Raw genomic sequence first — 24,318 nt, 5'->3', positions numbered from 1 at the left:
CCTCTTTCAAACGAACTCTCTTCATATTACATTGTTTTTAGACAAAACTGAAAGTTCTTCTTCCTCTATTCCAAGAAGTTCATCAAATACTTCTTTATTGTGCTGGCCTAACCTCGGCGGGCCAAATTTCGTTTGGATATTTAACCCGCTGTGCCGAAGCGGACTAGCCAGCAGCTTTACTTCACCCGTAGCATGAGGAACTGTTTCGATTCCCCCTCTGGCGATTACTTGATCTTGCTCCAATGCCTGCTGAATATTATTAACACGTCCTACTGGAACCTTAGCTTCCGCAAGAATTTCAACCCATTCACTTGACGTCCTGGTCGCTAATACTTCTTCAATCAGCGGAACTAATTCATCTTCATTTTGTTTTCGATCATTATTTGTTAAAAAGCGTTCATCACTGCCCCACTCTGGATGATCCAATGCGTGAGATAACTTCCGAAATAAGTGGTCGTTCCCCGCGCATATCATGATTGGAAAGTCAGCGGTTTGGAATACTTGATATGGCGCAACATTATTATGTTGATTTCCCTTCCGCACAGAAATCATTCCAGTATTTAAATAAGCAGTAGCCACATTGGCCATACTTGAGACTTGAACATCCAGCAAAGACATGTCGATATATTGGCCTTCTCCCGTTAGATCTCTTTGCCGTATGGCAGCGACTATCCCCAACGCAACATAAACTGAAGTAATGATATCGGCAATCGGAATCCCAACTTTTGTAGCTTCACCATTTGGGTCACCTGTGACATCCATCAACCCGCTCATAGCTTGTATGACTGGATCAAATCCTGGCAATAAACCTAAGGGGCCATCTTGTCCAAATCCTGTTACCGAGCAAACAATAATGCCGGGATTTCTTTCCTTTAAAACCTCATAATTCAGCCCAAGTTTTTTCATAGTTCCAGACTTAAAGTTTTCAATAACGACATCTGATTTTTCTACTAAATCCAGGAAAAGTTTCTTTCCTTCATCAGTTTTTAAATTGAGGGTGATTGACCTTTTATTCCGATTAGCACTTAAATAGTAAGTACTCTCTCCATTTTTAAAAGGTCCCCACTCCCTCATACTGTCCGACCCGCCTGGCGGCTCCACGCGTATGACGTCTGCCCCCATGTCTCCGAGTGTCATGGCTCCAGCTGGGGCAGCATAAACTCTAGACAAATCCAATACACGTATATCATGCAGGGGTTGCATCAATCCAACTCACCTCTTTTACTTGATTGCCGTTTTATTTTTTCCGAAATTCGGTTTTCTTTTTTCCATGACAGCTCGCACACCTTCTTTATGATCTTCCTCTTCCATGACGAGCGCCATTTTCGATGAAATATAGTCAAGTGAGGACCGTAACGACATTTCGCTATTTTGATAGACAGCGCGCTTTATGAGCTGCGTTGCCAGTTGAGGGCCATTTGCTAGCCCTTTAGCGTAGTCTGCAACTACTTGATCTAGTTCCTCATCTGGCACAACAAAAGTAACGAGTCCGCGTTCTTTTGCCGCTTCTGCTGTTAGCACTTCTCCCGTCCACAACATATGCAATGCCATATCCCGTCCAACGAGTCGTGGCAAGAAGTACGCTCCACCGTCTCCAGGCACAATTCCTACTTTGATATAGCTTTCAGATAATCGAGCAGATTCTGAAGCAAAACGGATATCACACATAAGAGCCATATCAAGTCCTGCACCAAATGCCACTCCATGTACTTTCGCAATAACCGGTTTGTCGATTTCTTCTAATAAAAGTGGGATCCGCTGCACTTTTTTCCAAAGCGAGTTCTTTCGATTTATTCCTTTTGAAACAATATCTTGATCCGACTTGTAGAATCCGTTACCTGCAATCATCTCCTTAATATCTCCACCAGAGCAGAAGCCTCTTCCTGCTCCCTGGACAATTAAAACAGAAATCTCATCTGAATCCCTTACTTTCTCAAGCGAGTCAATCCATAAATCTAGCATCTCACCACTAAACGCATTTAGTGCTTCAGGGCGATTTAATGAGATCGTTGCGATTGTATTATTTACTTCAAACAGTAGATCCGGCATGTGCTTCTTCTCCTTTTACATGAGTAATCGATTCCCAAATCGTTTCTTCTCTAGACTGATACAAACTGGCTAACTGATCAGCCCAATACGTCTCATTTCCTGCTTCTTCACGCCACGCCCACAAACGTCGAGTAAAATGATGAAGTTCATGTTCATATGTCATCCCAATTCCAGCATGAAGCTGATGTGCAGCTTTTGCGACCACATTCGCGTTTGCGGATAACTCAATTTTTGCCATCGCAACATGCTCTTTCCCTAAGTCTGATGAATAGGATGCACTCGCCACAGCAAGTGTTGCATAGGCTGCAGCCACCTCTCCAGCCATGGCAGTCAAGTGATGCTGGATGGCTTGGAACTTGTGCAGAGGACGCCCAAACTGTTGACGCTCTTTTGCATAAAAAGTAGATAAAGCTAGAACATTTTCCATCGCACCAGTCATCATCGCTACACGGCTAAGCGCTAAAAATTTTGTGTAGTCTTCTAATGCCTCTTTAAAACTTAGATCTAATTTCTTTGTTTCACCTAGGTTTGAAAAGGTTAAGTTATCACGAGGCTCCGCAGCTAGATTATCATTCTTCTCAATCTCACCTGCTAATACATTGACAATTGAATAAGAAGCTTGTTGACCCTCTTGTTGGATCACAATCACTTCGTCTATATATCTCCCGTAAGGAACATTCCTTAACTTATACGGAGAATGAACGGACGAGCTTTCTTCTGCAAAATGAACGACTCTTAATTTATCCTCCACCTCCCCTTCATGTGTTGCAAGAAATTGATTTGCGTATATAACCTCAGCTAAAGGAACTGGAGCAGCGTACTTTCCAACGACGCGCAGGATAGCGAAAACATCCTCATCATCTCCGCCGACTCCACCTTTCTCTTCTTCAATGCCGAGTAGTGTTAATCCGGATTCTTGAATCGTCTTCCAGAGTGAACTCGCCCACTCCCCTTCTTCAAAACGTTCACGTTGTTCTTTAGTCGATAAGTCTTTTAAAATCTTCCCAGCAGTGTCTTCAATAAATGATTTCATCTCACTCATGCAGATATCACTCCTTTTCCTACGATCCCTCTAAGGATCTCAGTTGTTCCACCACGAATCGTAAATCCTGGCCCATGTAAAATGGATTCCGCTAACAGTCTGGCATACTCATCTTCCGCATGCTTCCTTGGCATCGCCGGTAAAAGAAGCCGAATGACTTCAGCTACATGTTGCTCAAAGCTGTTACCAAGATCTTTCACTAGAGCAGCTGCTAGGTTCACATCTTTCTTCTCTTCAAGCAGAGCAGCAATCCCGATTGACATATTGCGCAGTGACCACATTCGACTTACTAGTTTCGCAGCCTCCATCAACCCTCTATGATCCTCTTTTTCTTTCAATAATCGAATCGCCTCTTCAAGCAGTGGAAATGTGCTTAAAATTCGTTCTGGGCCACTTCGTTCGAATGCCAGTTCAGTCAATCCTTGCGCCCAGCCATTTCCGACTTCTCCAACTACTCGGTTATCTGGAACAAAAACGTTTTCAAGAAACACTTCGTTAAAATGATGCTCACCCGTTAAGAACTGAATTGGCCGAATCGTTACGCCATCAGATTTAAGATCAATAATTAATTGACTCATCCCTCCATGACGATTTTTCGGATCCTGCGGAGAAGTTCTGCACAGCGTGATCATGTAGTGCGAATGATGAGCACCAGAGGTCCACGTCTTCATTCCATTTACAATCCATCCACCATCCACTTTTTCAGCGGTTGTTTTTAATGACGCTAAATCAGATCCTGAGTTCGGTTCAGAAAGTCCAATCGAAAAGTAACATTCACCTTTCACGATTTTCGGAATAAAAAATTCCTTCTGTTCTTCTGTCCCAAACTTTAAAAGCAACGGCCCAGATTGACGATCTGCAAACCAGTGGGATGCAACGGGAGCTCCAAACGCTAAGAGCTCTTCTGTAATGATGTAACGGTCAATCGAGGAGCGTGCATGCCCGCCGTATTTTTTCGGAAATGTAATCCCGATCCATCCTTTTGCCCCAAGCTTTTTCGAAAACTCCTCACTATACGCGCTTAGCCAAGAATCAGCGTGTGTGTCGAATGTTCCTTTTTGTTGCTCAGCTTGTAAGAAAGAACGTACTTCTTTACGAAACTCTTTTTGTTCTTCCGTAAATTCAAATGCCGGAAGTTGTAATTGTCTCATTATCCCTCACTCCTTTTACCGGTATAGCATAATCATTACGCAAATGATATATATAAATTTATATTAATCCACCTTAACTTTATTTGTCAATTTAGAATTAATAGAAAATTCGATCTGTATTTATCCTTTGATTAGGAATTAGTATATCTCACAGGCTTCGGCTAGAAGTTCCACAATATGAACAACCTTAATTTTTTCTGTTTTCCCTTCGCGCTCCACACCTAATTTCATCTGTAAATGACAGCCCGGATTACTTGTGACGATAATATCTGGCTCCACTTTTTCAATATGATTCATCTTTTGATCCAACACTTCCATCGCTTCATCGTAGTGGACAACATTATAAATTCCTGCAGATCCGCAGCACATGTCCTGTTTTTCAAAAGAGCGATAATCAATCCCCGGAATCTTCATTATTAATTGATGAGGCTCATCAACGACTTTTTGAACATGCCTTAAATGACACGAAGGTTGGTATGCTACGACTTTTCGAATCTCTTTTGTAAATGGCAATGAACTCTCAGCTAATAAAACGCTAATATCTTTACACCGCGCGGCAAATTTTTCGGCACGAGCATGCCATTCTGAGTGTTCGTCAAACAATTCAGGATACTCCACTAACATCGCACCACAACCACCGATACTATTGACAATAAAATCAAAATCATATTGTTCAAATACAGCAATATTTTTTTGGGCTAATGCAATCGTCTCTCTTTTTTTCCCACTATGGTGTAAAAGAGCTCCACAGCATGTTTGTTTTTCAATCAGGATGACTTCGCAGCCAGCAAGCTGTAGCAATTTCATACTGTCATCATTGATTTTTGAGAACATCATATCCATAATACAGCCAACAAAAAATCCAACAGTATAGGTCTTCTTCCCAATTGGAGGTAATACTCTGTATTCTCGTTCTTTCTTTTTCGGCATTTTGATCACGGGCGCAATTGATTCCATTGCCTGAATGCCTTCTGGGAATCCCCTCATCATGCCTGCTTTTCTCGCTAATGATACCATTCCTGTTTTTTGTGCTATTTCTAACCCTTTTCCAACAGCTTTTTGCCACTTTTTATTCGGTAATCCTTTTTCAAGGAGAAGCGATTCCATCCTAGATGCAGGCATCTCTTTTGCAATAAATTCCTTGGCAGATTGTAAAATGGTCCCGTATTGAACATTGGTCGGACAAGCTGTTTCACAGGCTCTACATCCTAAACATAATTCAATGGAAGAAGCTGCGGACTCGATCGAAATTTTTTCTTCTGCTAATAACTTCACTAAATTAATTCGCCCCCGCGGTGACTGGGTTTCAACACCTGTCGTCTCGAATGTTGGGCATTTGGGCAAACAATAGCCGCATTGGACACATGCAAACGTTTCTTCATAGGCTAATTGTTGGCTTCTACTCATTTGTTAACACAAACCTTTGCCCAGGCTCAGGAAACATTTTTCCAGGATTTAAGAGGTTATGAGGATCCCAGGCTTCTTTTATCCGTTTCATCATGGATAAACCGGCTGTACCAAGTTCCATCTCCATAAAAGGAGCCTTCATCGTTCCAATCCCATGTTCTCCTGATAACGTCCCACCCATTTCCACTGCGGCTTTAAAAATCTCCTCGACTGCTATTTCAACTCGCTTCATTTCCTCGATATCACGTTTATCCGCTATTATATTAGGATGTAAATTCCCATCTCCAGCATGGCCAAATACAACTAAATCGATGTTATACCTTTCTCTTATTTCCTTTAATCGTTGAAACATGTCTGGAACCCTGCTGCGCGGAACAGTGGCATCTTCTGAAATTTTCGTTGGTTTTTTTCTGACTATCGCCGGAGATACTAGTTTTCGCGCCTTCCAAAGTTCGGCTTCCTCTTCCTTTGTTTCTGCTATTTTCACTTCAATAGCACCAATTTCCAAACAAATTTCCTTCACCCTTTTTGCTTCTGCCTCTATGGCAGCAGGATGTCCGTCCAATTCTATTAATAACAGTGCTTCTATATCGGTAGGTAACCCTGATGGATCAAATTGCTCTACAGCGATAACAGATGCTTGATCCATAATTTCCAATTTAGATGGTAATATGCCACCTGTCAGAATGCTAGAAATGGCTTTTCCGGCAATGATTAGGTCATCAAAAAGGACCATTAAAGTTCCTGTAGACTGTGGTTTAGGGATTAACTGTAAAATCGCTTTCGTTATAATCCCTAATGTCCCTTCAGATCCAACAATTAATTTCGTTAAGTCATATCCTGTTACATTTTTTACAGTTCTTCCCCCCGTTTGGATTACTTCACCGTCAGCAGTAACCACTTCAAGGCCGAGCACATAATCTTTCGTAACCCCATATTTCAGTCCACGCGGGCCCCCTGCGTTTTCCGCTAAATTTCCCCCAATCGTTGATACATGGGAGCTGCTCGGATCAGGGGGATACATAAGTCCAAATTGATTAGCCATTTGATTAATATCTGCCGTTATAACTCCTGGGGAAACGATGGCGACTAAATCATCTGGTTCGATTATTAAAGTATCTGTCCATTTAGAAAAATCAAGAACAATCCCTCCATGAACCGGTAATGGTCCCCCGCTTAAGCTTGTTCCCCTACCTCTTGGATAAATCGGGGTTTTATATTTATTGGCCACTTTGACAATGCCAACCACTTCATTCGTCGAAGTCGGCTGTACAACAATATCCGGGGGAAAAACACCGAAAGATGCATCATATGAATAACTGGCAAGATCCGCTTCATTTGTAAGTACTCGCCGTTTATTATTGACGATTTGGCGTATTTCTTTTTCTATTTCTGCCTGTATCAAGACACAAGCCTCCTTTGAAACTTTTAATTGTATCGGGACACAAAATTCAAAATATTTTATTTACTCCGTTTAAAAATAATAGAATAATAGTTATAATGAACAAAATGAGAATGAAAGAGGTTGACAAATTTTGAAAGTAGCCTTGATCCATGCAACGACCACGGCCTTAAAGCCTATTGAAAAAGCTTTTCAGAAAGCAGCCCCTGAAATTGAGCTGCTGCATTTTATGGATACTCATTTGCTTACCATGATGGAAAAATCCGGAGGCTTAACCCCAGAAATTATTCGCAGATTTTCGGCATTGGTCAACCTTGCTGCTGAATCTGATGCGAAATGCATTCAATTGACTTGTTCAGCCTTTAATAACATCACTTCGATTTTGCAGCCTATGCATGATGTTAAACTTTTTCGATCTGATGAAGCCATGTTAGATGAAGCACTTGCCTATGAACGAATTGGACTCATTTCCACTGTTAAAGAAACACCAGTTGCCTTAATGAGTTATTTAAGAGAAAAAAAACCGGATTGTATCATTGAATCTTTAGTAGATCCAGGAATTATCCATCTTCTTTTTCAAGGGAGGATCGATGAACATGACGAAAGAGTTCGAAACATGATACAGCAAATGGACGGAAAAGTGGATGTAATTGTTCTTTCTCAGTACAGCATGGATCATATTGCCCATCAGGTTCAGACGTCTGTTCCTATTCTTACTGCTCCACAAGCAACTGTGAACAGATGTATAGACTATTTAAAAAATCATTCTTGAACTAAAATAGCCGGCCGTTTTGCTTTAACAAGTAAAACGGCCGGCTATGTTTTTTAACCTTATTATTTCTTAATGCTGGGTTCCGCCGAATACCTTTCCAACCCCATGAATTTTTTCAAGTATGACGATTAATATAACAGAAATGAAAATAACCACACTTGAAACGGAAGCTACTATTGGATTATAAGCATCCTGCATCGTTGAGAAAATCTCAATTGGAAGTGTTCGCATATTAGGGGAAATCATAAACAATGAGATTGTGACATTATCAAAAGATGTCAAGAATGCAAATAATCCTCCAGATATCATTGCTGGTCTAATGAGCGGCAGTGTCACCTTCCAAAATGCGATAAATGGATTAGCTCCAAGAATAGCTGCTGCTTTTTCCAAATTGTAATCAAATCCGCTTAATCCTGTTAGTACTAAGCGAATAACATACGGGATACAAATGATCGTATGTGCAATCAAAAAGCCTGTTGATGTACCTGCAAGCATCATCGGTGTGAAATAAATAAGTAGGGCAATCCCCAATACTAGCTGTGGTACACTTAACGGCGCTGTCAATATGGATGTAATATAGTGCTTTCCCGGAATATCATATTTCGCAATGGCCAATGCCCCTAGCGTCCCGAATAAAACAGCAAAAAATGCGGCTAAGAAAGCAAATTGCAAACTATTATAGAAGGCTTCGATGAATTCAGAGCGTTCTAAAATCTTTGTATACCATTGTAGAGAAAAACCTTTTGGAGGAAAGCTTGGATAATTTGCACTTGTAAAAGATGCAGGGACGACAGCAACTAATGGAATTAATATATAGATGATCCCGAGAACAGCAAGGATTACTCGGAATTTCCCAAGTGCTTTCATCATCGGAACACCTCCCTAAACTTACTTTTCTCAAGTGCTCGTGTAAATATGAAAACGGATAGAAGTGTAATGGCTAAGAGTACGTACGACAACGCAGAGCCAAACGTCCATTTCAACAAGGTGTTAATTTGATCATATATAACAACTGGCATCATAGGAACATTCGCACCTCCCATTAAAGCAGGTGTGACATAGGCACTCATTGATAAACTAAAGACGAGCACACATCCTGACACGATTCCTGGCAAGCTAAGTGGAATTGTAATGGAAAAAAAGCTTCGTAATGGGCTTGCACCAAGAATGGCTCCCGCTTTCTCTAATGAAGGGTCAATATTATACAAGCTCGTCACAATCGCTAAAACCATGAAAGGCAAATAGGCGTTTGAGAGTCCGATTACGACACCAAGTTCTGAGAATAATAGATTTAACGGCTTCTTAATAATACCTAGATTCATTAATACTTGATTGATTGTACCGTTTGGCAATAATAATAAGTACCATCCAAAATTACGTACAACGATGCTGACTAAAAGAGGAGAGGCAATTAATAAAGTAATATATCCCCGAACTTTAGGTGAGCTTTTCGCCATCGTTAACGCGATTGGATATCCTAGAATAAGGGAAACAAGTACAGAATATAAACTAATTTTCACCGTCAGCCACATCGAAGATAAGTAATAACTATCGGTAAATAAATTGATATAGTTTTGTAAGCTATAAACCGCATCTGCGCCATTCAAATTATCGGTAGAAATAAAACTTAAATACAAAATATACAGCATAGGAACAACAAAAAATCCAAAGATGAATAGAAGGATTGGGACTAAAAGAAGAAGCCCAGCAATCCAACTTCTTCTTTTTCTCAATTTCGGCTCTTTTTGCCGTTCTGCCTTTTTCTTTACTTGCTCACTTACTTCTTGGTCAGCATAATTTCTGAGGGGTTCCACCCAACATACACCTCACTTCCATATTGCCAAGTTGAGTCATATGAATTTGTTAATAGTTGAATCGTTTTCCCTTGTAATGAAACATCTACTTCCCATGAGGTGCCAAGATAATTAAGCTGGATGATTTTAGCTGGCTGAAGTTCCAATGTTGGTGATGATGCTTCCCTAGTAGAGGAAATATGAACATTCTCAGGGCGGATATAAAGTTTTACCTCATCCTCTGCTCTTAATGAACGATTCTCGCCAATAATATTAGCCGAATCGACATGAATAATTTCCTCACCTACTTTCACCGTAATTTTCCTATCTTCGGTATCCACAACCTCTCCTTCGAAAGAATTCGATTTTCCTATGAATTGAAAAACAAATTCAGTTTCAGGATGATTGTAGATAGCGGTCGGTGTGCTGATTTGTTCAATTTTCCCTGCATTCATAACAACTACCCGGTCAGACATAGAGAGAGCTTCCTCTTGATCATGTGTCACAAAAATCGTTGTTACACCAATTTCTTTTTGTAAACGTTTAATTTCCGCCCGCAGTTCATGTCGTAATTTTGCATCTAGATTTGATAGTGGTTCATCAAGCAGCAGTAATTCCGGCTCAACTACAAGCGCTCTAGCGATAGCGACACGCTGCCTTTGACCTCCCGATAATTCCCTTGGATAACGGTGCTCAAGTCCAGACATTTTAACAAGTTCAAGAACTCGATCAATTTTCTTTTTTTGTTCTGTTTTAGCCACTTTTCGCAATTTCAGACCGAAGCTAAGGTTCTCTAGCACTGTCATATGTGGAAACAAGGAATAGGTTTGAAATACCATACCTAAATCGCGCTTATAGGGGGGCACTTTCGTTACTTTTTTCCCTTTTATATAAACATCTCCCTGATCTGCTTCAAGAAAGCCTGCAATTAAATTCAATGTCGTTGATTTCCCGCAGCCCGAAGGTCCAAGAAGTGTTAACAATTCACCCTGTTTTACTTCTAAGTTAATATCATTCAGTACGACATTGGAACCAAATTGCTTTCTTGCCCCCTTTATCTCTACATCAAATGTAATGGCATTCATAGGTATTCCCTCCATTCTTATTTCAGTAATTTACCGATTTCCGGAACTACTTCTTTCGTCCAACGATCAGACCATTCAGCACGAATTTCCGCAAATACAGCTGGATCTGGTTTATATGTTTTGTCTGTATCCTTTAGTCCAATAGCTTCTTGAAATTTCTCAGGTAGCTCCAGGCCTTCAACAACTGGATAAAACCCCTGCTCTGAAATCAACGCTTGCGATTCTTTGCTTATTAAGTAGTTAATAAATTCTAGTGCCTCCTTCTCGTGTGGAGCATTTTTCACAAGGGCACCACTAAAGGCTTGAACAGGTACACCTTCTTTCGGTACAGCCATTTTAATTGGAACACCTGATAATGCTAAATCCCCAATAACATAGCTACCCATTACTGTTACATCTGCAGAACCTTGCTGAATCGCTGGCATGACTTGTGTTGAATTTTTATAAAAAGTCGGTGAGTAACCGGCAAGTTCTTTTGCTTTTTCTATCCCCGGCTCCACATTATCTGTACCGCCGCCGTTTGTCATCGCCAGCGCATATAAAGTGTTAAAGCCCCAATCATTTGTAATATCCACAAATGCTGTTCTTCCTTCATATTGACCCGATGGTAAGTCATTCCATGATTCAATCGGTTTCAAGCCCTTCTCTTTAAACGATTTTGTATTATAAGCAGGGGCAATGACCAATCCAAATACTGGAGCGCCTGCACCCTCAACTGCAATGAATTTCGGATCCACATTACTCATGTTAGGAGCATTAGATTCATCAACCTTCTCTGTAAGTCCCTTATCATTTGCGCGATATACATCTGTTGGTACAAAGATAGCAATATCTATTTGTGGTGCATTTTTTTGTAATTCAACTTTAGATAAAATCTCTCCAGAAAGTCCTGGAACATAGTTAACAGTGATACCTGTTTCCTCTTTAAACTTTGGAGCAATGACGTCACGAATTGTTTTTTCAATAACCCCGCCATTTCCAGCAATGGTAATTGATTTTTCTCCATCTTTACTCGGTTTTGTATTAGCCGTCTCTCCGGCCTTTTGTGGAGTAGGAGCGCCACACGCTGATAAAACAATTAGAAAAACGATTGAAATTAGTGTAATGATCTTTTTCATTTTCACTTGCCTCCTATTTGTGGATTTTGTATTTTAATGGATGATTTCTTCAAAAAATTGTTTTGCCCCAGGATGGAAATCTATTGAAATCCCTCTAGTTGCTTCTGCTAATTTGATTTCCTTTGCTTCTGGGTGGGCATTTTGCAACTCTGGTAAATGGTCATATAACGTTTTTACCATTTGATAAGCTTCTTGCTTAGGCAAATCCGGGTATGTAAGAAGGACATTTTTTACTGCTAAGGTTGGTGTACTTTCCACGCCTTCGTAAGTTTGACCACTTATTTCATCCAGTGTGTAATATTCAAATTCCTCATGAAGTCGGTCAGCCATTTGTTTTGGAATCGGAACAAGTGAAATTTCCATCTCTGCGGCAAGCTCGGCAATCACTGGATTCGGTAAACCAGAAGAAAAGAAAGCAACATCAATCGTTCCATTTCTTAAAGCATCCGCCGATTGTGTGAATGAAAGAGTAGATATATCCATATCATAGCTTGCTAGATTAGCAGCCTTCAGAATTCTTTCGGACATCAGCTTCGTTCCGCTTCCGACTGTTCCTATGCTTACTCTTTTCCCTCGTAAATCCTCTAAAGTTTTAATTTCATTTTCGGTCGTGACAATCTGGATGAAATTCGAATAAATTCCAGTAAGAGCGAGAACTTCTGATTTTTTATACTCTGGCAATGCAAGGACATCCACTGTACTGAATCCTATTTCAGCCTGTTTCTGACTCACTAGTTTTGTATTCTGAACGGAAGCATTCGTCACTTGTGTTCCAGATGATTTTCCATCGTACTTTCGAAATAAATCTGCCATAGCTTGCCCCAAAGGAAAATAGACACCCGACATATCACCAGTAGCAATAACCAATGTAGTTTGATTTCCTGTGATTTCCTCTGATAGCGGAGGAACTGTTTGGCCCCCGGTGGAAAATAACTCCTGTTTGATCTTTATACTCCCAACCAAAAGAATGATTAATAGGAACAAGATTTTTAAAAGTGTCCCTGTTTTCAATGACTGTCCTCCTCTCACACAAATAATACTTGCAAGTATTGTGCCAATTTTCGGATTATTGACTTTGTATGCGTTTTCATAAAATTAATTATTTTTTCGCAAATAAAACCGGCAAATTCTGCCGATTTATTCAGCAAAATTTGCCGTATTAACAAATGTATTTATTTTAGCTGATTTCAATATCATATTGTTTTATTTTATCCCGAAGACTTCTTTCAGAAATTTGTAATGTCTGGGCCGTCCTTTGGCGGTGCTTTCCGCAATGTTTTAAAGTTCCGGAAATCACCTTTTTCTCAATTTCCTTCATTGATAGACCGATAGGAATGACGATACTTTCTTCACACTCATTAGAAATATCTTCATCCCCTTTCTTTTGCTCTAGAATGTAAATTGGCAAATCGGACTCATCTATGACTGTATGAATTGAGAGCGCTACTGAGTATTCAATTATATTTCCTAGCTCCCGCACATTTCCCGGATAGTGATAGTCTAGTAAAAATCTGCGGGCATCTGCAGAAAAAGATCTCTTTTCCCTGTTCATTTCTTTACAATATTTTTGCAAAAAATAATCAAACAACAGCGGCAAATCCTCTTTTCTTTCTCTTAGCGGCGGTGTTTTAATAGGAATAACATTGAGTCTGAAATACAAATCTTCTCGGAAAGTCCCTTCTTGGACCATTTGTTCAAGATTTTTATTAGCTGCACATAAAATACGAACATCTAATGGGATCTTCTTATTAGAGCCTAGAGGTGTCACTTCACGTTCCTGAATGACGCGTAATAATTTCGCTTGAAGGGGGAGGGGCATCTCACTAATTTCATCAAGAAATAGAGTTCCTCCATTTGCAGCGACCCACTTTCCTTCCTTTGACTGTGTTGCCCCTGTAAAAGCTCCCTTTTCATAACCGAACAATTCAGATTCAAGTAAGCTTTCCGGAATGGCTGCACAATTTAATATTTCTAATGGTCCATCCTTACGCTTCCCTGAATAATGAATCCTTTTTGCTACAAGTTCTTTCCCCGTTCCGCTTTCTCCCGTAATCAAGACGCAAGAGTCGATATCTTTAATGCGATCGATCATCGAAAATACATATTTCATAGCCGTACTATTTCCTAAGAAGTTTTTATGGCCCTTCCTTTCCTCCAGCTCTTCATGAAGTGTTTCTAGCTTATTAGATACTTGTTTAAATTCAGAGGCCCTTAATAAAAGCAATAATAGGTTTTCGATATTAATCGGTTTTTCAATATAATAATAGGCACCCATTTTGATTGCTTCAATGGATGTTTCAATTGAAGCATAAGCGGTCATCATGATGACCGTCACTTTTGGATCCTTTTGTTTAATTTTTTGCAAAACGTCCATCCCATTGTAACGTCCAATTCGAAGATCTAGCAGAATAATATCTACTCGTTCTTTTTCCACCAGGAGTATGCCTTTCTCCGGATCCGTTGTGGTCATAACGGAATAATCATCTTCAAGAGCAAAGCTAAGTGAAGTACAAATGGCTTGTTCATCGTCAATAACTAGCACTCTTGGCCTCATTCTGAATCTCCTCCTTTTGATATAAAGGCAATACAACCGTGAATGTCGTTCCTCTGTTAGGAATACTGTTGACTTGAATATCTCCATGATTCTCCTTTATTAAATTGTAAGACAAGGTCAACCCCAATCCGACGCCTCTTCCCTTTGTTGTAAAAAATGGTTCATAGATATGGTTTAGTTCCCCTTGCTCCATTCCTTTCCCAGTATCTTTAATCATAATCCTCCCCTTCTCAAAATCCTCTTTCTCCATTATGATGTTAATTTTCTTCGCTTCTGTTTCTTCTACTGCATGAATGGCATTTAATAGTAGATTAAGGAGGACCTGACGAATTTGCTGCGGATCAATGTTAAAAACAAGGTCGGGTTCTATGTATTGTTCAAATTCAATCTGATTTTCTTTCATGGTTACTTGTAGTATAGCTAGTAAGGATGTCAGCTCGAGGGCAGTGCAGGGTTGAATATTAGGTAAATTCGGACGAGCATAATCAATTAAGTCTGTCACAATCCTATTTAGTCTGTTCACTTCTTCTGGTAAATGCTCCATAAGTACCTTTTGAAATTTCGGTTGATCGTATTTCCTTGGGATCAGATCTATGAAGGTTTTAATGGACGTTAACGGGTTCCGAATTTCATGAGCTACACCTGCTACTAACTGGCCAAGCGCGTGGAGCTTCTCCTGAGTAATTAGCTTTTGTTCAAGTTTCTTTTTTTCTGTTTCGTCGTTCATTGAGAGCAAATAGCCTGCCTGGTTTTCAAGTGAATTAAACATTTTATTTAGAGAATAATAGATTACCTTGCGTTCTCCATTATCATTTATTTCAATAAAGCGATTAAATTCAACGCTTTCTTGTTGCAGGCCTTGTCCAAAACGATAATGCTCAAAAAGCTTCAAAAAAATGGGGGAATGCTGAAGGTTGAACTTTGTATGGTCGGGAAGCTCGAGAATTTCCAATGCCCGTTTATTACAACTTGTTATCTTAAAATCGATATCAAAAGTAACGATGCCTGTGTCGATATTATTTAAAATTTGATCTTTAAACGCATGACTATCAGCAGTTCGTTGCCGTTGTTTTTGTAAGTCTTCATTTAGTAGCTGGAGTTCTTTTGTATGAATGTTCACCGCTTCTTTTAACCGTTGATTCCAAATATAGATGACAATGAGGATGAGCGCACCAATCAACAGAAAAATAAATAATAAGAAGATAAAATGTTCCAAACGAGCAATTTCAGCTCCGCTTTCTGGACTAACCCATTCATCAATTAATTTACTTACCTCTCCCTTAGCCTTTAATTTTGTAATCGTTTGATTAATGATAAAAAGGAGGTCCTCATTGCCTTCTTTTACTGCAATCGCATAATCTGCCGGATTAATCACTTCATCAAGAATGAGGTAATTTTCTTCTTGACCAAGCTCTTTCAAAAAGAAGGTAGCAGTAAATTTATTTCCAATATAAACTTCAGCCCGGTCATTTAGAAGCATCAAAAGACCCGAGTAGTGATTTGTCACCAAAGTAAGATTCGTATTCCTTAAATTTAATATCGTGTTTAGAACAGGAGGATTGTTTTGCAGGACAATATGAATGTCCCTAATATCCTCGATACTTTTAATTTTATCCCTGCTCTTCATAGGAATAATTAAAGAATCTGACATCGTAAAGTAGGGTTGAGTAAAATCGAATACTTTATCCTTTTCGGTGCTATATGTTAACCCGGCAATCGCATCTACTTCACCATCATTTAAGGCCTGTTCCGCTTCATGAATCTCCATTGGTATATATTCAAAAGTAAGTCCATTTTCATCTGCGATTTTTTCCATTAATTCAATATTTATGCCAGTCAGTGACCCTTGTTGATCTTTATAAGAAAATGGAGGAAGAGCCCATTCCCCAGCGATTTTATATGTTTTATCTTCAGCAAACACTAAACGTTGTGATAATGGCATAAATAAAAGGAGACTAATGATGACAATAAATGACCTAATCTGTTTTTGGATAATACCGCCTCCTTTTGGATGGGAATTAAAAAAATTCTGAATAATAGTTTAATAATATGGAAATTTCCGTATGATAGCAAGCCTCGCTTATCTCAAAGATGTACATGCCATTATTACAAATTTATATTTTTATTATTTTAAACGTTTAAAAGAGTGGTAGTTTGGAAATGATGAAGATAAGAAGATGAATAAGGGGGGAGAAATAAAGTGGGAAAAGAAACTCAGTTGACATTGTCAGACTTTGTAATTCAAAATAAATTTGAACTAAACTCTTACTTAACATATTTGCTCTATCAGTTTTACAAAAATACTCCAGAATAGATGGAGATCATTACATTATTTCCACCATTTTTATTACTAGCATGAATCCCATGAGTTGTTAACTCATAAAAAACATCTTTCCAAGATAAAAGTTTACATTTGATCTGCTTTTACATTGCTATTCATTAAGATATTCTGATGACGGACACTTCGCCTCGATAAAGTCACTGAAGTGTCCGTTATAACGCTGATAACGGACATTTTTCATATAGTTACCCTCAGAAGTGTCCGTTATTTCACCGATAACGGACATTTCCACTTAACCCCCCTGAAATGTCCCTTACTCACCGTTACAAAGCATCAAGATTCTTGCGCATTTATCACCTTTGCCTTCTAATAATATTTATAAAAATCTCTGCAAAAGCTTTATTCGATTAGATTATGTATTAATACTAGGTTTTTTCTTCAATTTCCCTTGGTGTTAGCTTATTTAGCATTTTCCTATTAACATAAAGAATTAAGCTTCTGTTTTATGGACTCTTACCTAACAATTACTTAAATTCACTTCTAAGCAAATATACGACATCATAATTTTTCAGCTCGTTCATATGACTGTCAATATTATTATAAAAATCAGTAGGAAGAGAGCTAATTCCCTCTTTGCTCGTTGAATAACAGATACTAGCTAAAACCATTTTACCTTGAATTGAAGTTTCACCTAATGGATTACTTCCCCAAACAGCGCCTAAACCATCCTCCTTTATAATGGTTTCAGGACTCCAACCGGAACCTGTACCACCATCACTGTCAATGGTAACAGTAAAAAGAGTGTGGTTACTTTCTTCAGTTGTATGCGAGGTTGAAAAGATAATGGTTCCCTTATTTTTTATCTCCATAGAAATACGGTTTACCTCTCCTACCAATTTACCAGATTCATACTTTTCAACCCATACAGCTACTTCTTTAAACTTATCATCAACCTTAAAGTCAAATACAAAAGATTGATCTGAAGTGTTGGAAAGTATGACTTTCTCTCTTTCTGTCAAATTAGCGTTAGAAACTGTGTTGATTTTCAAGTTCGAATGACTGTCATCACAGGCAACCAAAGAAAGTGCAAGCAATATTAACATTGTGAAAAATAGGATTCTCTTCATATTCTCCTCCCTTTTGATTGGTTATTTTATGTAAAACTATTACCATATAAAATATCATTATTAAAAAGATGATTGTAAAACTTTGTCTTAAATTCAGGACGTGCTCATTTTATTTATGATTCTAAATGAAATGAGCACGATTTTTAGGATACCTGGATCTTTATTAGATATTCTGCTACTTACAAGCTTTAATCTTCCCCGATAATATCCTAGGCCCCAATTTTTCAGTCTTTGAATTAGAAAGACGTATTTGTACTTCTACATTTTTCATATCAGCCGAAATATTATCAATTCTGCCAGCCCAAGTTGGACCATCTATTTCTGGAGTTGGATAGAGCCTGAAACGCCAGCTGATCTCACCTGGAATAAAAGCAAATCCTTCGTAACTGTCGTAATTGCCATAAGCAGATGGTTTTGGCAAGTGGACCCCAAGAATACTAATATTCGTTCGCGCAAAGCTTGGAGGAAATAGCTGAACTTTATAAATTAATGCTGCTCCCTTTGCATTTGTGAGTTTTTTATCAATGGACTCCAATACCATACTGCAAGGCATTGTTATTGCCTTTGAATATGAAGGACAAATAACCAAAGTTGAGATAATAAATATGCTCAAAATAAAGTGTTGCATATCACACCTCTTACCATTCTTTTGTTTAATTTGCCCTTAATTAAAATAAAATATAGATGGTTACCCCTTTTTTAGGGGAATATCCTTTCTTTTCTACATTGAAATAAAATTTATTGTTAAGCTTAAGTATCAAACTCTATTTTCCCCTTCTTCCTCGTAAACCCAAGATATCTTGTGCCCTGAAAGGAAAGCTCGCCGGTGTCCCCTTCAACAAGCATCCCGTATTCAGTGTCCTTTACCTCGAATTCAATCCGGTCTCCACTTCCCACCTCGAACGTGACAAAATAATCACTATAGGCCCTATGCTCACCGCCACCACGTATCGCTGTTCTTTTTGTAACCACCCTTGCGTTTCCGTTTAATATTGGAGAGTGATTATTTTTATTCCATTGGGACACTCCTTTTGCAATAGAAAACAAGATTAAACATATAATGAATACAAAAATGATACCAATAAAAACAGGAGCGAAATCAAACATGAAATCCCCACCGTGAATCATCCAATCCCTCCTATGACTTTTTTCTATATTTTCACATCACTTTTTGATTTTCTTTCTCCATAAATAAACGGTTACGAATACGATTATTAATAATAGAAGTAAAATACTCGTTTGGTTAAACAACTTATTGCTCTTGAGGTCTTCTTCTAATTGAACCGTATTAACCGGCTCTTTTCCTTTTCCAAGCTCTAGCAAGTCTTGATTAGCATATTTGACTTCAGCACATCTTGAGCAATTAATGACTTTTAGCATGCCGTTATATTCATATGAGTAAAGCAAATACTCTTTTCCCACTTCAAAGTCAAATTGACAACTGCTCCCCTTCTCCGTATATACGCGAACTTGAGATTCTTCAATGCCTTTCCAAATTTCTGATACCGATATCAATGCAACGCTGTATGATTCGCCATTTATCTTTTCCTCTGTTAGTTGCAGCACTTCTCCTCTGAAAACAGCTGCCGCCTTTTCCAATGCTTCATTTGCATTTTTAGGTATGTTACAATCACATGCCATTGCAATTGATGACGGATTGACAAACATTAATATTATCAAAATACCTGTTAAACAAAACAAGCCTCTGCTTTTATTACACAACACAAAACTCCCCTTTTTATATCACAGACGCTTAAATTAGTGATATTGTTTCATTTATTAAAGGGATTTGGCTAGAGCGTTTATTTGGATTTGAAGTTGAATTTTTAACTTTGGCCCAAATTAGGCTGGTTATTTTTTACTCCAAATATTTTTATATAGATCTGTAATTATTAAATGTACGATCCAGAATACATTGATCTTATGGGTTCCATCATTATACAACTCTTTTCCAATATTACTTTCTAAGTTTGATAAATCAATAGAAACTGAATAATTTCCTTCTATTATATGACTATTTGAATCAGTGAATCCTTTCGTATCATTTGCAATATAGGCTATCCCCTTTGTCCATAAACCAATCAATCCAACTTGCCAAAGAAGTGTAAAAATCATGATAACAGGGAGTAAGATAAATAATGCTTTGGTTTTCATGTCGTATCCTCCTCCCAATAATATATGATTTTGCCAATATGGTTTGCTTGTTTATCATTATAAAAAAAGCTTTACTCTGTAAAAAGTAAACCCCCTTTATTGCCTATAATTTTTGTCTTCTCCAGATTTACTTAATTGCTCCAGACATTCTAATCACTTTACCATCCATTTCCCTTTGCACTTGATGTATGCCATCTTTCATATAAAAACTAATTGCATGTTGGTTACTTGGTGAACCCCGGAGGTGATAATCACATAGCTTTCGATGATAATCCACAAGTCGCACAAATAATGTATTCAACATCCGAACCTAAGCTCATTTTATTAACTGGATACATAACCCCGTATCCTGTGTGCTTCCCTTTTCCCAACTCTTTCCCGCCACATTTGGGACATTCTGTTGCTACTGTAGAATAATTCATTTAAAATCCGATCCTTTTATTAACCATCTAAACCATCTTCCGTGACCATCTGTTTCAGCGATCGTTTCCTTACTTTCCACACCGTCTACATAGTAATCAAGATGCAAATATCTATCATGAATATTATTATAAATATGAAAAACATCTCGTTCCTTACCAATTGATTGGATCATATTGAGAAGTATTTTTTTTGCTTCTAACGGCATTTGGTTGGCTACGTGGGTGTGAAAAATACAAACTGTACTATCACTTGGCATCATATTAACGCAATCCCTTAATAAACCAATTCCATCTCCTTCAACTAATTGGACAGGAATTTTCTTAATGTAACTCGCCGCTTGTTCAAACATTTGCAGTCTTTCTTTGTGTTCCGGCCATATTAAGGATTTCATCCACAAGGTCTCTTCCTCATCATTTAGATCAATCGTATTTAAATCTAACCCCATCCTCTTTGAAACTGGAGGCGGTGTTGATGCTAGAAATGGCATATTTTCTCCAATTATCTCTGAAGTAATGTTTAATGCAGAACTTTTATTTCCAAAAATCTCATCTGTGCCATAAGAATAGGAATACTTATCCCATAGAAGCTGCAACCCAGCACTTGTTCCTATTTCAATCAGTGCCAGCGGTTTCTTAGTCTTCTCATAAATCAAGCTAAAAACAGGATACAAATAAGCACATCTTCTTACCTCATTTGTCTGAACAAGTTTCGACTGGAGAATAGAGATTATTTCATTTTGATATTGAAAGCAAAAATCCTTAAAGCTGTTAAACGCCCCTTCAACATGTTTAGGATTACTCACAACACTAGGATAATACTCTTTTAGCTTGTGTTCTTTTCCTTTTAGAAGAAGATAATGGACAGCACCGAAAAGTAAATTTGGGACAGGCTGACCCTCACTGGCATTTGTACATAATTCTAGTATTTCGTCATTTTTTGCAATTTCCAGTGACAAATACTCATATAATTTACTAGAATCCTTACACTCATGCGTGGCAAATCTTATAAAACTCCGAGATAAACGTTCCTTACTTAACATTAGTTCCCCTCCTATAAACAGCTTTAATCTATTAAATTATTTTAAGAAGGAAAGTATTCCATTGGCTCCTTGCAATGGCTATATCCATTTTTCTTATAATAATTCACACTTTCATCGCTCGGCCAAACGATGATAAATTCATACTGCTCTTTTTTAGCCCATTCATTTATAGCCGTTAGTAATTGACTGCCAACCCCTTTGTTTCTAAAATCCTTAACAGTATAAACATTTGTCATGAACGCAAATGGTCTTGTAATACTTCCCGGGCGGGGCACTTTTTCAATTAATTCTATATAAATATGAGAAACAATTTTTCCTTCTTCCTCAGCAATCCAAATAAACCATCGGTCACCTTTTATAGCATTATTCAAAAAGTCCTCGCACTCCACTTGAAAGCTATCAAATTCACTCTCATCAAAGCTTTTAGATGGATAACTTTCAATTGTGACATCCCATCTCATTCTAATTAATTGTTCAATATCTTTTGATTCAGCTAATCTAATAATCATTTTATCCTCCATTAATTACCGAGTTTTTCTATATTATTACATAATTGTGGCAATATTTTCTATTTATTGCTCTACTATTACAAATATTTAGTATATAATTAGAAACATTGCTAAATATTAGGAGGGATCTTTTGAAAAATCTAAGGAAACTAGGAATCTTAACATTGACTACTGGCCTATCAATCGGAATTCTAGCACCAGAAGTAAGTGCAACATCATTAGGAAATGATCAGAATAATAACGTACAAATTCAAATTTCTCAGGTTGACAGTGTTGTAACAAAAAGCCAGCTTATTAAGAAATTTAAGGAGTTTTTCCCAAAACAGTTTGATTTTTTAAATGAAAGTGAATTCCATATGGGTAGCGGTCATCGTTTTCCTGATGATGATACCATTCGTTATGATTTAAGCTTTCATAAAACCGTAAACGGGAAGCAAATCTATGGGAGCGTTGGGTTTGTAGGGGAGAAATTAGATATTGAAAGCTTTTACTACCAACCTGCTAACGTGGTGGATGCATTATTTCCCGCAAAAGTAACGAAAGAAAAAGCGAAAGAAGCAGCTCTTGCTTTTCTAAAAAAGTTCCCAGAAAGCAGTGAATATCAACTAGATTCTGACCTCAACGACTACTATCCAAATCATCAACTGCTTACTGAGCCTATTCGCTATTCATTTTCCTTTGTTCGCGCAAAAAATAAAATGCCTATTTCGGATCAGCGAATTCAAATTACAGTGCTTGGAAATGGTGAAGTTAGTGATTTTTATCGTTATCCAGGCGGCAGTGGATCACCATCATATGATGATTTAACAAGGGTGTTACCGAAAAATGAGATTTTGACAAAGATTAAAGAAAATCTATCAATTGATTTACAATACAATATAGATGTTGATTATCGCACAGGTAATAGAGATGTGAAGCTCGTTTATCAACCAACTAGCTATGTCAATGGTGTACATGCCCTCTCAGGTGACTGGCAAACGATGAACGGGTTTGCCTCCAAGCTACCAGAAAGAAAAGAAATTGAGAAAGTTTTAGTTCAACCAACTGAGCCGAAGCAAACCAATTTTTCATTAGGAGAGGCGAAGGCTTTTGCCGAAAAATTACTCGCAATAGATTCTAAAGATATCAAGCTAAGAATTGAATCCGTTGATGAGCAGAAAAACCATAACGGACAAGATGTGATAAATATTCATTATATGTATGAATACCGAAATGGCGGAACAGGAACAACCCTAGAGCTAGACAAACGTACTGGCGAAATTATTCAGTATAATGATATTAAAGGTGATATCCTAATCGATAACGGTGAAAGCAAAAAAACGGCTCATACGATTACTAGTGAAGAAGCTTTGAATCAAGCGGTGAAATATTTAAAACAGTACTCCCCTTCTAATCTTCACAACTATGCAATGCCGACAGGAGAAACTTATATTAATGAAGAAAGAGGAATCTATCACTTCACCTTTCCAAGAGTCGTAAATAATATTCTCGTAAGTGGGGATCAAATTTCCGTTAGTGTATCCGCTGATGGCACCTTACTTGGTTTGAATGTGAATCATGTAGATATTAAAAACTGGCCATCCATTGAAAAAGTCATTTCAAAGGAAAAAGCGACAGAGAAGTTTTTAGAAAACCTAGGCCTAAATCTTCAATATGTAAATGAAGGCTCCGGCAAAAATAAGAATCACTACCATCTTGTGTATATACCAGTATTCAACAAGACCCCATTTAGCTCGTTAGATGCAAACACAGGTGAATGGACTAGTGTGATAAAGAGTAAACCACCAATGATTTCTCACCCTTGGGCAGAAAAAGAGCTAAATCATCTCATTCAGACTGGTATAATAAATGTCGGAGATGCAAAGACATTTAATGCGAATGCAAAGGTGACAAAAGGTGCCGCTCTTGAAGTGATCATGAAGTCAATCTCACATATCTATGCCGATTTCTACTATGGTCAAAGAAATAAAACCCAATCATTTGAAAATATTAAACAAGATCATCCACTATTCCAAGTCGTTGAACGCGCAGTTTCTCAAGGCATTCTAGAAAAAACAGGGACTACCTTTAATCTGGACCAGCGTCTTACAAGAGAAGAATTAGCAGTTTGGTATATCCGCACATTAGGACTCGAGCAAGCAGCAAAAAGCCAGGGCATTTATCAGCTTAAATTTGCAGATGCCAAAGACGTAAAACCTGAAAACATTGGTTATGTTGCATTAGCACACTCACTAGGTTTATTAACGACAAATAATAATAAATTTAACCCAAAACAAGAAGTGTCCTATGCAGAATTATCAGTCTCCACTATCCGTTTAGCTCATGAAGTGTATAAAAAAGGAATCCAAATTCAATATTGATATTTTGAATCTAATAGGTTTCCGCCCGTAAATACGGGCGGTTTTTCTTCTC

General features: G+C 38.1%; 24 protein-coding genes. 2 read left to right on the top strand and 22 right to left on the bottom strand.

Annotated elements, in window-relative coordinates; translation table 11 throughout:
• Window positions 1-21: 21 nt before the first annotated feature.
• The 6 genes from F7731_RS14780 to F7731_RS14755 form a co-directional block, all read right to left on the bottom strand.
• Window positions 22-1,203, bottom strand: coding sequence for a CaiB/BaiF CoA transferase family protein (locus F7731_RS14780; RefSeq protein WP_151535551.1), 1,182 nt, complete (start codon window positions 1,201-1,203; stop codon window positions 22-24).
• Window positions 1,204-1,221: 18 nt separating this feature from the next.
• Window positions 1,222-2,049 (bottom strand): enoyl-CoA hydratase/isomerase family protein, encoded by an 828-nt coding sequence (locus tag F7731_RS14775; RefSeq protein ID WP_151535550.1) that lies wholly within the window; start codon window positions 2,047-2,049, stop codon window positions 1,222-1,224.
• Window positions 2,030-3,091, bottom strand: coding sequence for an acyl-CoA dehydrogenase family protein (locus F7731_RS14770; protein ID WP_151535549.1), 1,062 nt, complete (start codon window positions 3,089-3,091; stop codon window positions 2,030-2,032). Before F7731_RS14770 ends, F7731_RS14775 begins: the two co-directional genes overlap by 20 nt.
• The gene (locus tag F7731_RS14765; protein WP_151535548.1) at window positions 3,088-4,242 is read right to left on the bottom strand and encodes an acyl-CoA dehydrogenase family protein; all 1,155 of its coding nucleotides are present in this window, start codon (window positions 4,240-4,242) and stop codon (window positions 3,088-3,090) included. The genes F7731_RS14770 and F7731_RS14765 overlap by 4 nt, the downstream gene beginning before the upstream one ends.
• Window positions 4,243-4,380: 138 nt before the next feature.
• Window positions 4,381-5,649, bottom strand: a complete 1,269-nt coding sequence (locus F7731_RS14760; protein WP_151535547.1) for a (Fe-S)-binding protein — start codon at window positions 5,647-5,649, stop codon at window positions 4,381-4,383.
• Window positions 5,642-7,051 (bottom strand): FAD-binding oxidoreductase, encoded by a 1,410-nt coding sequence (locus F7731_RS14755; protein ID WP_425482014.1) that lies wholly within the window; start codon window positions 7,049-7,051, stop codon window positions 5,642-5,644. Before F7731_RS14755 ends, F7731_RS14760 begins: the two co-directional genes overlap by 8 nt.
• A gap of 133 nt (window positions 7,052-7,184) precedes the next feature.
• On the opposite strand from F7731_RS14755, the gene F7731_RS14750 reads away from it, so the two are divergent.
• Window positions 7,185-7,823 (top strand): hypothetical protein, encoded by a 639-nt coding sequence (locus tag F7731_RS14750; RefSeq protein WP_151535545.1) that lies wholly within the window; start codon window positions 7,185-7,187, stop codon window positions 7,821-7,823.
• Between the two features lie 69 nt (window positions 7,824-7,892).
• Here the strand turns inward: F7731_RS14750 and F7731_RS14745 are convergent, their stop codons facing one another.
• The 16 genes from F7731_RS14745 to F7731_RS14675 all read right to left on the bottom strand — a co-directional run bounded on the left by F7731_RS14745 (window position 7,893) and on the right by F7731_RS14675 (window position 21,906).
• A complete protein-coding gene (locus tag F7731_RS14745; protein ID WP_151535656.1) occupies window positions 7,893-8,690 on the bottom strand; it encodes an ABC transporter permease in 798 nt (265 codons plus the stop codon).
• A complete protein-coding gene (locus tag F7731_RS14740) occupies window positions 8,690-9,556 on the bottom strand; it encodes an ABC transporter permease (RefSeq protein ID WP_425482013.1) in 867 nt (288 codons plus the stop codon). Before F7731_RS14740 ends, F7731_RS14745 begins: the two co-directional genes overlap by 1 nt.
• Window positions 9,557-9,600: 44 nt before the next feature.
• The gene (locus F7731_RS14735; RefSeq protein ID WP_151535544.1) at window positions 9,601-10,701 is read right to left on the bottom strand and encodes an ABC transporter ATP-binding protein; all 1,101 of its coding nucleotides are present in this window, start codon (window positions 10,699-10,701) and stop codon (window positions 9,601-9,603) included.
• A 17-nt stretch (window positions 10,702-10,718) separates the two neighbouring features.
• The gene (locus F7731_RS14730) at window positions 10,719-11,819 is read right to left on the bottom strand and encodes an ABC transporter substrate-binding protein (RefSeq protein ID WP_151535543.1); all 1,101 of its coding nucleotides are present in this window, start codon (window positions 11,817-11,819) and stop codon (window positions 10,719-10,721) included.
• 33 nt (window positions 11,820-11,852) lie between these two features.
• Window positions 11,853-12,830 (bottom strand): TAXI family TRAP transporter solute-binding subunit, encoded by a 978-nt coding sequence (locus F7731_RS14725; protein ID WP_170289715.1) that lies wholly within the window; start codon window positions 12,828-12,830, stop codon window positions 11,853-11,855.
• Window positions 12,831-12,996: 166 nt separating this feature from the next.
• On the bottom strand, window positions 12,997-14,373 hold the full coding sequence (locus F7731_RS14720; protein WP_151535541.1) for a sigma-54-dependent transcriptional regulator: 1,377 nt from the start codon (window positions 14,371-14,373) through the stop codon (window positions 12,997-12,999).
• Window positions 14,348-16,315: a transporter substrate-binding domain-containing protein gene (locus F7731_RS14715; RefSeq protein WP_151535540.1), complete on the bottom strand. Its 1,968-nt coding sequence runs from the start codon at window positions 16,313-16,315 to the stop codon at window positions 14,348-14,350. The genes F7731_RS14720 and F7731_RS14715 overlap by 26 nt, the downstream gene beginning before the upstream one ends.
• 490 nt (window positions 16,316-16,805) lie before the next feature.
• The gene (locus tag F7731_RS26510) at window positions 16,806-16,946 is read right to left on the bottom strand and encodes a hypothetical protein (protein WP_170289714.1); all 141 of its coding nucleotides are present in this window, start codon (window positions 16,944-16,946) and stop codon (window positions 16,806-16,808) included.
• A 232-nt stretch (window positions 16,947-17,178) separates the two neighbouring features.
• Entirely contained in the window at window positions 17,179-17,781 is a 603-nt protein-coding gene (locus tag F7731_RS14710; protein WP_151535539.1) for a hypothetical protein, read from the bottom strand.
• A gap of 175 nt (window positions 17,782-17,956) precedes the next feature.
• Window positions 17,957-18,409, bottom strand: a complete 453-nt coding sequence (locus tag F7731_RS14705) for a YoqH family protein (RefSeq protein WP_151535538.1) — start codon at window positions 18,407-18,409, stop codon at window positions 17,957-17,959.
• Between the two features lie 122 nt (window positions 18,410-18,531).
• A complete protein-coding gene (locus F7731_RS14700; RefSeq protein ID WP_151535537.1) occupies window positions 18,532-18,909 on the bottom strand; it encodes a DUF2500 domain-containing protein in 378 nt (125 codons plus the stop codon).
• Window positions 18,910-18,945: 36 nt separating this feature from the next.
• Window positions 18,946-19,506: a hypothetical protein gene (locus F7731_RS14695; protein ID WP_151535536.1), complete on the bottom strand. Its 561-nt coding sequence runs from the start codon at window positions 19,504-19,506 to the stop codon at window positions 18,946-18,948.
• A 126-nt stretch (window positions 19,507-19,632) separates the two neighbouring features.
• Window positions 19,633-19,935: a hypothetical protein gene (locus F7731_RS14690; protein ID WP_151535535.1), complete on the bottom strand. Its 303-nt coding sequence runs from the start codon at window positions 19,933-19,935 to the stop codon at window positions 19,633-19,635.
• Between the two features lie 251 nt (window positions 19,936-20,186).
• Window positions 20,187-20,357, bottom strand: coding sequence for a transcription initiation factor TFIIIB (locus tag F7731_RS14685; RefSeq protein ID WP_151535534.1), 171 nt, complete (start codon window positions 20,355-20,357; stop codon window positions 20,187-20,189).
• Window positions 20,354-21,397: a DUF2332 domain-containing protein gene (locus F7731_RS14680; RefSeq protein WP_151535533.1), complete on the bottom strand. Its 1,044-nt coding sequence runs from the start codon at window positions 21,395-21,397 to the stop codon at window positions 20,354-20,356. Before F7731_RS14680 ends, F7731_RS14685 begins: the two co-directional genes overlap by 4 nt.
• 41 nt (window positions 21,398-21,438) lie before the next feature.
• A complete protein-coding gene (locus F7731_RS14675) occupies window positions 21,439-21,906 on the bottom strand; it encodes a GNAT family N-acetyltransferase (protein WP_151535532.1) in 468 nt (155 codons plus the stop codon).
• 131 nt (window positions 21,907-22,037) lie between these two features.
• Between F7731_RS14675 and F7731_RS14670 the strand changes: the two genes are divergently transcribed.
• Window positions 22,038-24,266: a YcdB/YcdC domain-containing protein gene (locus F7731_RS14670; protein ID WP_151535531.1), complete on the top strand. Its 2,229-nt coding sequence runs from the start codon at window positions 22,038-22,040 to the stop codon at window positions 24,264-24,266.
• Window positions 24,267-24,318 lie beyond the last annotated feature (52 nt).

Source organism: Cytobacillus depressus (genome assembly GCF_008923245.1).
GTDB lineage: Bacteria > Bacillota > Bacilli > Bacillales > Cytobacillaceae > Cytobacillus > Cytobacillus depressus.
Note: the sequence above shows the minus strand (reverse complement) of the source record. Positions and strands in the feature narration are given on the sequence as shown.